Genomic DNA, 12,742 nt, shown 5'->3' with positions numbered 1-12,742 from the left:
CCCCGGCGATGACGAATACGGTCGGCCTTCACCTCCTCCCGAGGGTCGACCCCCAAAACGACACCCGCCGGACCTCCTCCCCCGGCGGGTGTTGTTGTTTTCAGGGCAGCCTTCGCCTTCGCCGCCGCGGCATGTTCCAGGTGCGGCAATTGCAATCGTCCCGCCAAGCGATTATTCCGGCGCTCATGAGCAAAAAACCTATTCACATCATCGGCGGTGGCCTCGCCGGATCCGAAGCAGCATGGCAGGCAGCCCAAGCCGGCGTTCCCGTTGTGCTGCACGAAATGCGGCCCGTTCGCGGCACAGAGGCGCACAAGACCGACGGCTTGGCCGAACTCGTTTGCTCCAATTCTTTCCGCTCCGACGACGCCGAGAACAACGCCGTCGGTCTTTTGCATGCCGAAATGCGGCTGGCCGGCTCGCTGATCATGAGCGCCGGCGACGCCAACCAGGTGCCGGCCGGCGGGGCGCTGGCCGTGGACCGCGACGGATTTTCCGACGCGGTGACGGCCAGGATCGAGGCACATCCGCTGATCTCCATCCAGCGCGAGGAGGTACCCGGCTTGCCGCCGGTCGAATGGGACCAGGCCATCATCGCCACCGGCCCGCTGACCGCGCCCTCGCTCGCACAGTCGATTGCCGAAGCGACGGGCGCCGATGCGCTCGCCTTCTTCGATGCGATCGCGCCGATCATCCATTTCGACACGATCGACATGGACACCTGCTGGTTCCAGTCCCGCTACGACAAGGTCGGGCCCGGCGGCACCGGCAAGGACTACATCAACTGTCCCTTGGACAAGGACCAGTATCTTGCCTTCGTGCAGGCACTGGTGGAGGGCCAGAAAACAGAATTCAAGCAATGGGAAGGCACGCCCTATTTCGACGGCTGCCTGCCGATCGAGATCATGGCCGAGCGTGGCGTCGAGACGCTGCGCTACGGGCCGATGAAGCCGATGGGCCTCACCAATGCGCACAATCCGACTGTCAAGGCCTACGCCGTCGTGCAACTGCGGCAGGACAATGCGCTGGGCACGCTCTACAACATGGTCGGCTTTCAGACCAAATTGAAGCATGCCGAGCAGGTGCGCATTTTCCGCACGATTCCTGGTCTGGAGAACGCCGAATTCGCCCGCCTCGGCGGCCTCCATCGCAACACCTACATCAACTCGCCGACCTTGCTCGACGCCTCGCTGCAGCTGAAGTCGCGCCCGGGCCTGCGTTTCGCCGGCCAGATCACCGGTTGCGAAGGCTATGTTGAAAGCGCCGCCATCGGCCTGCTCGCCGGCCGCTTCGCCGCTGCCGAGCGGCTCGGCCACGCGCCGTCGCTGCCGCCACTCACCACGGCGTTCGGAGCGCTGCTCAACCACATCACCGGCGGACACATCGTTTCAGACGACGAGCCGGGAAAGCGCTCTTTCCAGCCGATGAACGTCAATTTCGGCCTGTTCCCGCCTGTCGAGGCGGTGAAGATCGAAGGCAAACGCCTGCGCGGCAAGGACAAGACGGTCGCCAAGCGGCATGCGATTACGTCGCGTGCGCTGGGTGATTGCCGGCGATGGCTGGGACTGCCGGCGCAAGCTCAAGCGGCGGAATAGCCTTACTGACTGGCCTTGCCGCGGAAGTAGGATACTATCCCACTCGCCTAGTGGGAGTCATTGCATGGAAACAGCCGAGAAACTGTCCGTCACCGTCACGCCGGCCATGGCGCGCATGATCCGCGAAAAAGTCGAGGACGGTTCCTTCGGCTCGGCAAGCGAAGTCATTCGCGCCGCGCTCCGCGCTTTCCAGCGCGAAGAGGAAGAGCATGCCGAGCGCATGGCGTCGATCCGGGCGCGGGTAAAATCTTCGATTGACGACACAAGGCCGAACCTTTCCGGAAAAGAGGTTCGCGACCAGCTTAAGAAATTCGCTGAGCAATATTCGAGCCGCATTGATGATTCGGCGGCTTGAGGTCGAGTATCGCGAAAGTGCCAGAGACGATCTTACCAACATTTTCAGATACATAGTTGAGTCGGGCGGAAGCCCCAACGCGGCGCTGAGATTCGTGCTTCGAATTGAAGACCGTTGTCAAAACATCGGCAACGCACCTCGTGGCGGTCGCCTGCGCGACGACATCGTGCCGGGACTGCGAACCGTTCCGTTCGAGCACTCCGCCGTCATAGCCTATCTAATCGAGAGCGACATATTCGCATCGTCAACATCTTTTACGGCGGCCGCGACTACGAGACATTGATGCGAGATGGCGGATCGGGCCCTTCCTAGATCGGCCCGAAATAACTACTCGGCCGGCTCGGCACGCGCCGGTCGCAGCCCGGGCTTCCCGGCCTCACCCGGATTTCGCCTGACATAGGCTGCTTTCAGGCTCTCGGAGGTTTCGCGCGAGCCGTCATGGCTCCAGCCGGGTGGCTTGATCAGGTAGTTCAGGCGGTCGCTCAGGGTCAGATCAGGTGCGAAGGCATCCCTGAACATGCCGATCCATTCGTGGAAAGCCACTTTCAGCGGATTGAAGGTGCCAAGATTTTTCACGATTCCGTAGCGCGGGCGGTCCTCTTCCAACTCCTCGACGAAGGTGCCGAACATGCGGTCCCAGATGATCAACGTGCCGGCGTAGTTGGCGTCAAGGTAGCGCGGATTGATGGCGTGGTGGACGCGGTGGTGCGAGGGCGTGTTGAAGACGAATTCGAACCAGCCCCACATCTTGCCGATCGTCTCGGTGTGGATCCAGAACTGCCAGATAAGGTTGAAGCCGAAGGTGAAGGCAATCACCGCCGGATGGAAGCCGAGCAGCACCAGCGGCGCCTGCAGCACGAACATGAAGGTGAACAGGCCCGTCCAGCTCTGCCTGAGTGCCGTCGATAGATTGTAGTGCTGGCTGGAATGGTGGTTGACGTGCTCGGCCCACACCCAGCGCACCCGATGCGCGATGCGGTGGTAGATGTAGTAGCGCAAATCATCGAGCAGGAAGGCCGCCAGGAACACCCAGATCGACAGGCCGAGGTTGAAGAAACGGAACTGCCAGAGCCACAGCAGCGCCCAGTAGGAGACGACGCCGAGCAGCAGCCCGGCGACGACATTGCCGGTGCCCATCATCAGGCTGGTCAGCGTGTCGTGCGTCTCGAACGAGCCCTTGGCCCGGCCGGTGCGCACCAGCCACAGCTCGATCAGGATGGCGGCAACGAAGAACGGGATGGCGAGCTGGGTAACCTGCGGGAAATTGTAATCGCCCATCACGCGGCCTCCTTGGTCGAACTAGGATGCTGCGGCTGAAGAACTCTTAGCACAGCGTGCGCGTCGGCAGCGTTAGCGAAGGTGAAGTGACCGCCTTTCCAGGTGAAATCGGCAAGGCGCAGCACAATCGTGCCGACATCATCTTCGCTGCGTGCCAATACATCGCGCGGCGTGACGATCCGCGTCAGGAAACGATCTCCAATGGCATGGACGATGCCAAGGCGCCCTCGCCCGAGTTCCAGGAACGCGGTTCGGCCATCGGATGTGAGGTGGATGGCGGCCGCCGGTTCATCCGGAAAATCCTCGGCAAAACGCTCTCGCGCCTGCTCTGCATCGGCCAGCCTGGCCTTGCGGCTGCCGCCGGTGAAATGAACGGCGGCGACCGACAACGCGATGCCGAATACGACGATCACGACCAGCACGGGCAGGCTCATGGACAGGCATCTCCTCCAGCCGGCCTGTTGTCTTGGCAACAGTTCCGGTTGAGCGATCCCTTAACACAATTGACGTTTACGTCAAACTGCTGGCCAGCCCACCATGGCGCGACGCAGCATGAGCCAGTGGCGGCGCATGGTCGAGAGTCGCACCGTGCCGTCGAGCGGCGAACCGCGTTCCATTTTCGTCAGGTAGGCTCGCGACAGGACCAGCGGCAGAAAGGCCGGGCGCAGTGAAGCCGGCAAATCCGATGCGCCTTTCTCGAAGACCGAGAGATGCTCCCGCGCCAGCGCGATCATGGCGGCGACGGCGCGCTGCGCACCTGGTCCACCATCGTCGGTGACGAATTCCTCCGGAGACGAACCCGCCGCGGCCAGGATATCGGCCGGAACAAAACACTGTCCGCGACTGCGGTGCAGCGGCAGCAGGAGCAACAGTCCCGTAATCGCCTGCGCGCAACCGGCCCTACCGGCCAGTTCGGCGAAACGTGGCGCCACTCCTGGATCCAGCACCATTGCCGCCAGTTGAATAAGCGCGGCTGCCGTTTCGCCGCAATAGCCTTCGAGATCGGTTCGCGACGGCATCGGGTCGTCATAGAGGTCGAAGATCCGGGCCTCGAGCATATTCTCGAATGCCTGTTTCGGCAGGCCGTACCTGGAAATCGTGGCCTTCAGCACATCCGCGATCGGATGGCCCGTCTCGGACCCTTCGGCTGCGATGACATCGCGCCACCATTGCAACCGCACCTCGCCCGGCAAGGCCTCGCGGATGCGATCCCGAATGCCCGCGATTTCGGCATTGAAGGCGTAGAGCGAAAACAGCGCTTCGCGCTTGTCCGTCGGCGCGTAGAGCGCGCTGAGATAGCGGTCATGGTCGGCGGCGCGCACGGCGCCCATGACGATTTCGCCCTTTTGGTCCACGTCAGTCAACGGCGATCAGCGCGGCGGCTACCGCGCGATCCTCTGCGAGCAGGACATTATATGTCCGCACCGCTGCACCGGTCGCCATCGGGTCGGCGGCTATGCCCGCGGTCTTCAAGGCGGCGCGAAGCCCCGCCGGCAAGGGTCGTAAATCCTTGCCCGTGCCGACCAGCAGGATTTCGATCTTCTCGGCCTGGGCCAGCAGCCGTTCGAAATCCGCCACCGTCAGCGCAGATGGGTCCGCCGGCTCCCAGCCATGGATACCCGACGGCAGGCACAGAAGCGAACCGCGATGCGACATGTCGGCGAAGCGGAAGCCGCCATTGCCATACGCCTCGATAGGGGCGCGGCCGGGGAAATGCGCCTCGCGGATGACGATACCTTTGGCCATCCCTGCCGATCCGCCCTTCGGGTCGCGCGTCAGGTCGCGACCGCCTTGCCGCCGCCGACCGGCTTTTCCTCGTCCGAACTCGTGGCCTGCGGCCGCAGCTTGAATAGGATCAGCAGCGGCGCGGCGATGAAGATCGACGAATAGGTGCCGAAGATGACGCCGAACAGCATTGCCATCGTGAACGAGCGGATCACCTCGCCGCCGAACAGCACCAGTGCCAGGAGCGCCAAGATCGTCGTCACCGAGGTCAGCGTCGTTCGCGACAGCGTCTCGTTGATGGCGTTGTTGAGGAGCTGCGGCAGCGGCATCTTCTTGTATTTCCTGAGATCCTCGCGAACGCGGTCATAGACCACGATCGTGTCGTTCAGCGAGTAGCCGATGATGGTCAGGATCGCCGCCAGCGACGATTGGTTGAACTCCAGCCCGGTTATAACGAAGAAGCCTATGGTCATGACCACGTCATGGACCGTCGCCACGATGGCGCCGACCGCGAACTGCCATTCGAAGCGGAACCAGACATAGATCAGGATACCCACCAGCGCGACCAGCATGGCGATCGTGCCTTGCTTGGCCAGTTCTCCTGACACGGTCGGTCCCACCACCTCGACGCGGCGGAAATCGTAATTGTCCTGCAACTCGCCACGAACCTTGTCGATGACGGTCTGCTCGGCATTCTCGCCGCCGTCCTGCGTGCCGACACGGATCAGCACGTCATTCGGCTCGCCGAACTGCTGCACCTGCACTTCGCCGATATTCAGTTCCGAGAGCCTGGCTCTGATGTCGGCAAGATCGGCATTGCCGCTCTTGGACTTCACCTCGATCAGCGATCCGCCCTTGAAATCGATGCCGTAATTGATGTCGACGGTCATGAACAGCACCACCGACAGGACCGACAGCAGGCTCGACAGCGCGAAGGTCCAGCGGCGGATGCCCATGAACGGGATCTTCGTGCCGGGCGGAATGAAGGTTACCGGCGCCCGCGGCAATTCCTTCGGGCGCGCGCGGCGCAGCCAGATGGACACCAGCAGCCGGGTAAAGGTGAAAGCGGTGAACACCGTGGTCAGGATGCCGATGGCGTAGGTGATGGCAAAGCCCTTCACCGGCCCCGTTCCGAGATAGAACAGCACCACGGTCGCGATCAGCGAGGTGACGTTGGAATCGACGATCGTCGCCAGCGCCTTCGAGAAGCCGGTGTCGATCGCCTGGATCACCGAGCGTCCGGCGCGCCGCTCCTCGCGGATGCGCTCATAAATCAGCACGTTGGAATCGACGGCCATGCCGATGGTCAGCACGATACCGGCAATGCCTGGCAAGGTCAGTGTCGCGCCAAGCAGCGATAGCAGTCCGACGATCATCGCCACGTGCACCGCCAGCGCGATGTTGGCGAGGAAGCCGAGGAAGCCGTAGGCGACGAACATGAAGGCGACGACAAGGATAGAGCCGATGATGCCGGCGACCTTGCCGGCATGGATCGAATCTTGGCCGAGGCCCGGACCCACCGTGCGCTCCTCGATCACGGTCAGCTTTGCCGGCAGCGCGCCTGCGCGCAGCAGGACCGCGAGGTCATTGGCGCTCTCGGCCGTGAAATTGCCTGAGATCTGGCCGCTGCCGCCCAGGATCGGCTCACGGATCTGCGGCGCCGAAATCACCTGGTTGTCGAGGATGATGGCGAACAGCTTGCCGACATTCTGCGATGTCGCCTGCCCGAACCGTGTCGCGCCGCGCGAGTTGAAGGTGAAGGAAACCACCGGCTCGTTGGTCTGCGAGTTGTAGGTTGCGGTCGCTTTGGAGAGGTCTTCGCCGGAAACGATGACGCGGTTTTCGATCAGGTAGGGAACCGGCGGATCGTCCTGCGAATAGAGGATCGATGAACCGGCCGGCGGACGGCCCTTCAGCGCATCCTGCACCGGCATAGACTGGTCCACCATCTGGAAGGTCAGCTTGGCGGTCTGGCCGATGATTTCCTTCAGCCTTTGCGGGTCCTGCAAACCGGGCACCTGCACCAGAATACGGTCGTCGCCCTGCCGCTGCACGATCGGTTCGGTGGTGCCGAGTTCGTTGACGCGGCGTTCCACGACTTCGATCGACTGTGCCAACGCAGCCGACGTGCGATATTTTATGCCGGCGTCGGTGACGGTGAATTTGAGCAGGCCGGGCTCGGAATCATCCAGCGCCATCTCCTGGACGGAGCCGCCGGTGAACAGGCTGGCGGCGACCGGATCGGTCAGCGGCTTCAGTGCCGTCTTGGCCGCATCGAGCTGGTTCGGGTCCTGTATGCGGACCTGTACGGTCCTGCCCGTGCCCGCCAGGCCGGTATAGCCTATCTTGGCCTCGCGCAGCAGTGTCCGGATCTCGTCACGCGTCGTCTCCAGCTGCGCCTTCACCAGATCGTTCTGATCCATCTGGAGCAGGATGTGCGAGCCGCCCTGCAGGTCGAGGCCGAGCGTCATCTGCCGCTTGGGCACCCAGCTCGGAAGCTGCGCCAGCGTGCTTGCGGGAATGAGATTGGGCGCGGCGAGGACCACTGTGGCGGCCACGGCCAGCCAGATCAGGATCATCTTGAAGCGCGAGAAATAAAGCATCAGTTCTTATCCGTTCAGGCGTACAAGCGGCAGCATTCCGCCATCGGTTCGGTTCGCGGGCCCGTTTCTCATTCTGAGCACGGCCGGCCCTATCGTGCTTCTTCAGCGATTGTCAATCTTGCCGGCAATGGGCCGGTTCGCAACAGCATGGCGATGGTGTTGGCTTCCCGGACAGTGAAATTGCCCGAGACTTGACCGTAACCACCATCGATGGGCTCGCGAATGACAGGTGCTGAAATCACGTGGTCATCCAGGATCACAGCCAATGGCCTGCCCACATTTTGCGTTGTAACCTGTTTGAACCGTGCCGCGCCTTTGGCGCCAAACCGGAACACGACAACCGGTTCGTCATTTTGCTGCCCACTGTAAGTTGGGCGGGCGTCGAGCACGTCCTTATCCGAGAGGATGACCCGATTCTCGACCAGGTAAGGAACCGGCGGATCGTCCTGCGTATACACCACCAGCGAGCCAACAGGCGGGGAACCGCTGATCGCATCGTTCACCGGCATCGAAAGGTCAACCAAATGGAAGCTCAGGCGACCAGGCCGGGTGAGAATTTTTTCCAGCGTTTGCCGATCGGCGATGTCTGACGTCTGAACAAGTATGCCGTCTTGGTCCGCTGGTTGGGCCACCGTGCCGGCGACACGCAGATCTTGGAGACGATTTTTGATGACCTTAATCGACTGAGAAATCGCGTTAGAGGTCTGATACTTCAAACCCGCATCCGTCAGCGTGAATTTGAGCAAGCCGGCTTTGCCGGAATCCAGCGTCATTTCCTGAACGCGGCTGTCCGGGGCAACATCCGTTACCCTCTTGAGCGCTGTCTTTGCCGCCTCAAGCTGAGCCGGATTCGTGATGCGCACCTGCAAGGTCCTGCCCGACACAGCAAGCCCCGTGTAGCCGATCCTGGCCTCCATCAGAAGCGCCCGGACATCGCCACGCGCAATCTTCAGCCGGCCGTCGATCACATCAGCCACCACCAGATGGAGCAGGAGATGCGAACCGTCTTGGCCTGCTCGAACGACTGCCGGACTATCGGCAGGCCGTTCGGGCCGCATGGCATGCGGACTGGCGGCGGAAAGGCTGGACGCGTCCAAGACGGTCATCGTGGCTACGGCAAGCCACGTCAGCATCATCTTCAGGCGCCAAAAATGAGACATATGCCGTCGCTTGTCAGGGCCCCGTCCGCGGATCGCTCCGCCTGGAATTTGGTTATTTCTTGGCGTTCTGGTTCGCTACCGGCTCGCCCTTGACGCGCACGTCGGCGATCGTCGAGCGCAACGCCGTCACCTTCGTGCCGCCACCGAGGTCGATCTCGAGCTCATGGTCGTCGATCACCTTGGTCACCTTGCCGACGAAGCCGCCGCCGGTGACGACCGTGTCGCCGCGGCGCACGGCCGCCAGCATCTCGCCGCGCTTCTTCAGCTGCGTGCGCTGCGGCCGGATGATGAGAAAATACATGATCACGAAGATCAGGACGAACGGCAAAATGCTGATGAACATGTCGGGAGAAGCCCCAATGCCTTGGGCATATGCCGGTGTCACGAACATCGAGGTACTCCTGAATTTTGAAAACAGCCGCCAAACGGTTCAGTGGATTTGGCAGCCCCGCGAAATTTGGCCGGAATATAGTCGGTAAAGTTGCCAATGCAACTGCGTGGCCGGGCAAATCGGCTGCTTTTCCGGCCTGTTCACCCGTGTTAGAGCATGACCGCGAAAAGCGCGAGCGGGTTTTCGCAAAAGATCGCGCTGTAACAAACGGTTGCAGCGAGTTTCGAAACCGTCGGGATCGAACCCGGCCACACCTTCCCTCGCGGAACCAGAGCAAAAGACCTGAGATGACCGATACCAGCATCGACGCATTGAACCAGAAACTCGACCGCCTGATCGAGGCGGTCAGCCGCCTCGCCCCGCCGCCTGTGCCCGTAACCGACCTTGGCGGAGCCGATTGCTTCGTCTGGCAGGCGGATCCGGGTTGCCTGGAGCCGGTGCGCAAGGTGAACCGCGTCGACATCGGCCTGATCCGCGGCGTCGACCGCGTGCGCGACATCCTCGTCGACAACACGGAGCGCTTCGCCTCCGGCTATGCCGCCAACAACGTGCTTTTGTGGGGCGCGCGCGGCATGGGCAAATCGTCGCTGGTCAAGGCCGTGCATGCCGCAATCAACGCCTCGCCGAAACTCGACCGCCCGCTCAAGCTGATAGAGATCCATCGCGAGGACATCGATACGCTGCCGAAGCTGATGACGCTGCTGAAGGCCGCGCCTTACCGCTTCATCCTGTTTTGCGACGACCTCTCCTTCGACCATGACGATACCTCCTACAAATCGTTGAAGGCAGCACTCGAAGGCGGCGTCGAAGGCCGCCCGGCCAATGTCATTTTCTACGCCACGTCGAACCGCCGCCATCTTCTGCCGCGAGACATGATCGACAATGAGCGCTCCACCGCCATCAATCCGTCCGAGGCGGTCGAGGAGAAGGTTTCGCTCTCCGATCGCTTCGGCTTGTGGCTCGGCTTCCACAAATGTTCGCAGGACGAATATCTCGAAATGGTCAACGGCTACGCCAGCCATCATGGGCTCGACATCGACCCCGGGCAGTTGCGCGCCGAGGCGCTGGAATGGGCGACGACACGCGGCAGCCGCTCGGGCCGCGTCGCCTGGCAGTTCACGCAGGACCTCGCAGGCCGGCTCGGCAAGCCGTTGAAGGATTAGGCGCGGCTCACCGAGTGACGGCAGGAGCCGGCCACAAAAGTTTCGTGGCCGACCCGTCCGGGGACGCCGGTTTCTATATCGTGTTCATTCCCGCACAGGCTTTATGCTTCCCAGAACCATGGGAATATCGGTTTGTATCCCGAGTGTATCGGTCGCCCAGGCCTGCATTTCTGGTGAAGCATCACCTGATTTCAGGATGGAAATGGCCAGCTCGGACATGTCTGTGGGCGGCTTGGTATTGATCACCGCATAGGAGAAATAGCCGGCCAAAGCGGCACTTGCGATCGAAATGACCGGCGCAACGATTAAAGCAGTTGCTCGTACATGCGATTGCCAGCGATGCGTTGGGCTGGCGGACGGAAGTTCATCCTCTTCGACAGATTCAATCATTCCACTCTCCTTGCAGAGCGTCGAGAATGACTTTCCTCTACATTAGTTAAAATGCAGATAAACCATTTTCGATAACGCGAGTCGCAATACGGCTCTTGCGCCGATCCCCGCCAAGGGAGCGACTGCGGCACCGGAGACGTGGTGCGCACGACGGTTCCGGGCGCTGCTCAGGCGCCCGCCAATGGCAAACGTCTAGACTCCCAAAAGCTATTTGGCGTGATGTGTCCCCGCGCCATTAGCGCGGTTGAGGGCTGCTCTTTGGTTCAGCATGTCACTCAAAATTTGATCCTGGTTAGACATGCATGAAAACAACGACGTGCATCCAGCAACCAACTGAAAAAGCCCGCTCCTTGCGGGGCGGGCTGAGCCGGCGGGCCGGACTGGAGGTCAGGCGGCCCGCAAATCGCTTTTTTTATTCTATTCGAAATAGCCCCGACTATTCGAGATAGCCGGAGGGATCGACCGGGGCCGAGTTCTTGCGCACTTCGAAGTGCAGCTTCGGCGAGTCCGTCGTGCCGCTCATACCCGACAGCGCGATCTCCTGGCCGCGCTTGACCTTCTGGCCGCGCTGGACCTCGATCGAGCTGGCGTGACCGTAGACGGTGACCAGGCCATTCTCGTGCCGCACCAGCACCGTATTGCCGAATTCCTTGAGGCCGTCGCCGGCATAGATGACGACGCCATTCTCGGCCGCCTTGACCGGCGTGCCTGCCGGCACGGCGATGTCGACGCCGTCCTTGCCGGAACCGAAGCCGGAAATGACGCGGCCGCGCACCGGCCAGCGCATCTTGCCTATGCCGGTGGCGTCCGGCGCCACAGCGTCGTCATCCTCGGCCTGCTGGATGACCTTGGCGTCTTTCTTCGGCGGCGTGTAGGAAGCCAGCGTTTGCGACGGCATCGTCTTGGCCGTCGGCTGCGTCGTGGCTGTCGTCACCGGGTCTACCGTCGCCGGCTTTGCGGCGGCCACCGTGGCCGTTCCGCCGGCCGGCACCTTCAGCGTCTGGCCGATCTTCAGCAAGCCGTCCTGCATGCCGTTCGCCTGCTTGATGGCGACAACCCCGACGCCAGTCTTCCTGGCGATCGAGGAAAGCGTATCGCCCGACTGCACCGTATAGGCGCCGGCGCCGGCCTTGGGCGCGGCGGCGGCCGTTTGCGGCGCGGGCTTGCTGTCTTTGGGCTTGTTCGCCGCGGCCGAAGCATCGACCTGCGCGGCTGACTTGCCCTCCTTGAGCTTCGGCTGCTGCGGCAGCACGGCAACCTTTTCCGGCGCGGTGGCCGGCACGTCGCGCTTGCCATTAGCGGGCTTGGCATCGGCCATCTTGGGCTCGGCCTTGCTGGAATAGGCGTAGGCCGGAATGATGATCTTCTGGCCGGTCTTCAGCCCCTTGGTCGCGCTCAGCCCGTTGACCTTCATGATCACGTCGGCCGGCACCTTGTAGTGCTGCGCCAGCCCGGAGATCGTTTCACCGTCCCTGACGACGATTTCGGTGGCATGCGCCGTGCCGGCTGCCTTGGCGTCGGGCTGGGCATCCTTGAAGGGCTTGGCCGCGGGAGCAACCGTGCCGGTCGCCGTCCGGTCGACATGCGGTGCCGGGCGCACCAGAGCGGGCGCCGATGCAACACGCACCGGATTGGCGGCGGGTGCCAGCGCGGGAGCGGGCTGCGCCTGGGCGACCGGTGGCGGCAGCGGCCGCGTCGACACCGGCTCGAGGCTGGAGCGGCTGACCGACTGCGTGTGGCTGCCATCGAGCGGCGCGGCCGCGACATCCCCCGGATAGGGCTGCTGCACGGCATCCTGCTTGTTGATGATGGCGCGCTGATTGTTTGTCGAGGAGGTGAAGACGTCGTCGACGCCGTTGAACCGCGACACTTGCGAGCTGCACCCAGCCGCGGCACCCGCGATCATGAGAACAGCGCAGCCCCGCGCCAAATTGCGATTGTTTGCCTTCAAAACACTGAGTTGCATCGCACTAACCCGCACAAACTCTGCACCAACTGGACAGGATTAAAGCGCGTTAATGTTACTGGTCGGTTAACCCCTTAGAATCAGACGCAAAATTTCTTAAAATATTTGAGGCCGCC

At 62.2% G+C, this 12,742-nt stretch carries 13 protein-coding genes; 4 read left to right on the top strand and 9 right to left on the bottom strand.

The window, feature by feature from the left end; all coding sequences use genetic code 11:
* Positions 1–185 precede the first annotated feature (185 nt).
* The 3 genes from trmFO to FJ490_RS13175 all read left to right on the top strand — a co-directional run bounded on the left by trmFO (position 186) and on the right by FJ490_RS13175 (position 2,233).
* Entirely contained in the window at positions 186–1,595 is a 1,410-nt protein-coding gene (gene trmFO / locus FJ490_RS13185; protein ID WP_140495780.1) for a methylenetetrahydrofolate--tRNA-(uracil(54)-C(5))-methyltransferase (FADH(2)-oxidizing) TrmFO, read from the top strand.
* 64 nt (positions 1,596–1,659) lie between these two features.
* Entirely contained in the window at positions 1,660–1,950 is a 291-nt protein-coding gene (locus tag FJ490_RS13180) for a type II toxin-antitoxin system ParD family antitoxin (protein ID WP_140495779.1), read from the top strand.
* Positions 1,934–2,233, top strand: a complete 300-nt coding sequence (locus tag FJ490_RS13175; protein WP_348640086.1) for a type II toxin-antitoxin system RelE/ParE family toxin — start codon at positions 1,934–1,936, stop codon at positions 2,231–2,233. Before FJ490_RS13180 ends, FJ490_RS13175 begins: the two co-directional genes overlap by 17 nt.
* 44 nt (positions 2,234–2,277) lie before the next feature.
* Here the strand turns inward: FJ490_RS13175 and FJ490_RS13170 are convergent, their stop codons facing one another.
* The 7 genes from FJ490_RS13170 to yajC all read right to left on the bottom strand — a co-directional run bounded on the left by FJ490_RS13170 (position 2,278) and on the right by yajC (position 9,107).
* Positions 2,278–3,228 (bottom strand): sterol desaturase family protein, encoded by a 951-nt coding sequence (locus FJ490_RS13170; protein WP_181165330.1) that lies wholly within the window; start codon positions 3,226–3,228, stop codon positions 2,278–2,280.
* Complete coding sequence (locus FJ490_RS13165) at positions 3,228–3,662, bottom strand: type II secretion system protein (RefSeq protein WP_140517113.1); 435 nt, start codon at positions 3,660–3,662, stop codon at positions 3,228–3,230. The genes FJ490_RS13170 and FJ490_RS13165 overlap by 1 nt, the downstream gene beginning before the upstream one ends.
* An 81-nt stretch (positions 3,663–3,743) precedes the next feature.
* Positions 3,744–4,559 (bottom strand): phytoene/squalene synthase family protein, encoded by an 816-nt coding sequence (locus FJ490_RS13160; RefSeq protein ID WP_140495880.1) that lies wholly within the window; start codon positions 4,557–4,559, stop codon positions 3,744–3,746.
* Positions 4,560–4,584: 25 nt separating this feature from the next.
* Positions 4,585–4,974, bottom strand: coding sequence for an Mth938-like domain-containing protein (locus tag FJ490_RS13155; protein WP_140495776.1), 390 nt, complete (start codon positions 4,972–4,974; stop codon positions 4,585–4,587).
* Between the two features lie 29 nt (positions 4,975–5,003).
* The gene (secDF, locus tag FJ490_RS13150) at positions 5,004–7,556 is read right to left on the bottom strand and encodes a protein translocase subunit SecDF (protein ID WP_140495775.1); all 2,553 of its coding nucleotides are present in this window, start codon (positions 7,554–7,556) and stop codon (positions 5,004–5,006) included.
* An 89-nt stretch (positions 7,557–7,645) separates the two neighbouring features.
* Positions 7,646–8,692, bottom strand: coding sequence for a hypothetical protein (locus tag FJ490_RS13145; RefSeq protein ID WP_140728912.1), 1,047 nt, complete (start codon positions 8,690–8,692; stop codon positions 7,646–7,648).
* Positions 8,693–8,768: 76 nt separating this feature from the next.
* Positions 8,769–9,107 carry a preprotein translocase subunit YajC gene (yajC, locus tag FJ490_RS13140; protein WP_140495773.1) on the bottom strand — a complete coding sequence of 113 codons (339 nt, stop codon included), beginning with the start codon at positions 9,105–9,107 and terminating at the stop codon, positions 8,769–8,771.
* Between the two features lie 287 nt (positions 9,108–9,394).
* Here yajC and FJ490_RS13135 point away from each other — a divergent pair, with 287 nt between their 5' ends.
* Complete coding sequence (locus tag FJ490_RS13135) at positions 9,395–10,270, top strand: ATP-binding protein (RefSeq protein ID WP_140656488.1); 876 nt, start codon at positions 9,395–9,397, stop codon at positions 10,268–10,270.
* Between the two features lie 84 nt (positions 10,271–10,354).
* On the opposite strand, the gene FJ490_RS13130 is transcribed toward FJ490_RS13135, so the two are convergent.
* Together FJ490_RS13130 and FJ490_RS13125 are read right to left on the bottom strand one after the other, a co-directional pair.
* Positions 10,355–10,660 carry a hypothetical protein gene (locus FJ490_RS13130; RefSeq protein WP_140521031.1) on the bottom strand — a complete coding sequence of 102 codons (306 nt, stop codon included), beginning with the start codon at positions 10,658–10,660 and terminating at the stop codon, positions 10,355–10,357.
* Positions 10,661–11,096: 436 nt separating this feature from the next.
* Positions 11,097–12,626 (bottom strand): LysM peptidoglycan-binding domain-containing M23 family metallopeptidase, encoded by a 1,530-nt coding sequence (locus FJ490_RS13125; protein WP_140555282.1) that lies wholly within the window; start codon positions 12,624–12,626, stop codon positions 11,097–11,099.
* Positions 12,627–12,742: the final 116 nt, after the last annotated feature.

The sequence above is a fragment of the Mesorhizobium sp. B2-5-11 genome (assembly GCF_006440835.1).
Lineage (GTDB): Bacteria > Pseudomonadota > Alphaproteobacteria > Rhizobiales > Rhizobiaceae > Mesorhizobium.
Note: the sequence above shows the minus strand (reverse complement) of the source record. Positions and strands in the feature narration are given on the sequence as shown.

Coding starts and splice junctions, on each gene's coding strand:
- secDF (WP_140495775.1), bottom strand. CDS start 7,556: ATGCTTTATTTCTCGCGCTTCAAGATGATCCTGATCTGGCTGGCCGTG.
- FJ490_RS13170 (WP_181165330.1), bottom strand. CDS start 3,228: ATGGGCGATTACAATTTCCCGCAGGTTACCCAGCTCGCCATCCCGTTC.
- FJ490_RS13125 (WP_140555282.1), bottom strand. CDS start 12,626: ATGCAACTCAGTGTTTTGAAGGCAAACAATCGCAATTTGGCGCGGGGC.
- FJ490_RS13155 (WP_140495776.1), bottom strand. CDS start 4,974: ATGGCCAAAGGTATCGTCATCCGCGAGGCGCATTTCCCCGGCCGCGCC.
- FJ490_RS13135 (WP_140656488.1), top strand. CDS start 9,395: ATGACCGATACCAGCATCGACGCATTGAACCAGAAACTCGACCGCCTG.
- FJ490_RS13180 (WP_140495779.1), top strand. CDS start 1,660: ATGGAAACAGCCGAGAAACTGTCCGTCACCGTCACGCCGGCCATGGCG.
- yajC (WP_140495773.1), bottom strand. CDS start 9,107: ATGTTCGTGACACCGGCATATGCCCAAGGCATTGGGGCTTCTCCCGAC.
- trmFO (WP_140495780.1), top strand. CDS start 186: ATGAGCAAAAAACCTATTCACATCATCGGCGGTGGCCTCGCCGGATCC.
- FJ490_RS13145 (WP_140728912.1), bottom strand. CDS start 8,692: ATGATGCTGACGTGGCTTGCCGTAGCCACGATGACCGTCTTGGACGCG.
- FJ490_RS13165 (WP_140517113.1), bottom strand. CDS start 3,662: ATGAGCCTGCCCGTGCTGGTCGTGATCGTCGTATTCGGCATCGCGTTG.
- FJ490_RS13175 (WP_348640086.1), top strand. CDS start 1,934: ATGATTCGGCGGCTTGAGGTCGAGTATCGCGAAAGTGCCAGAGACGAT.
- FJ490_RS13160 (WP_140495880.1), bottom strand. CDS start 4,559: ATGGGCGCCGTGCGCGCCGCCGACCATGACCGCTATCTCAGCGCGCTC.
- FJ490_RS13130 (WP_140521031.1), bottom strand. CDS start 10,660: ATGATTGAATCTGTCGAAGAGGATGAACTTCCGTCCGCCAGCCCAACG.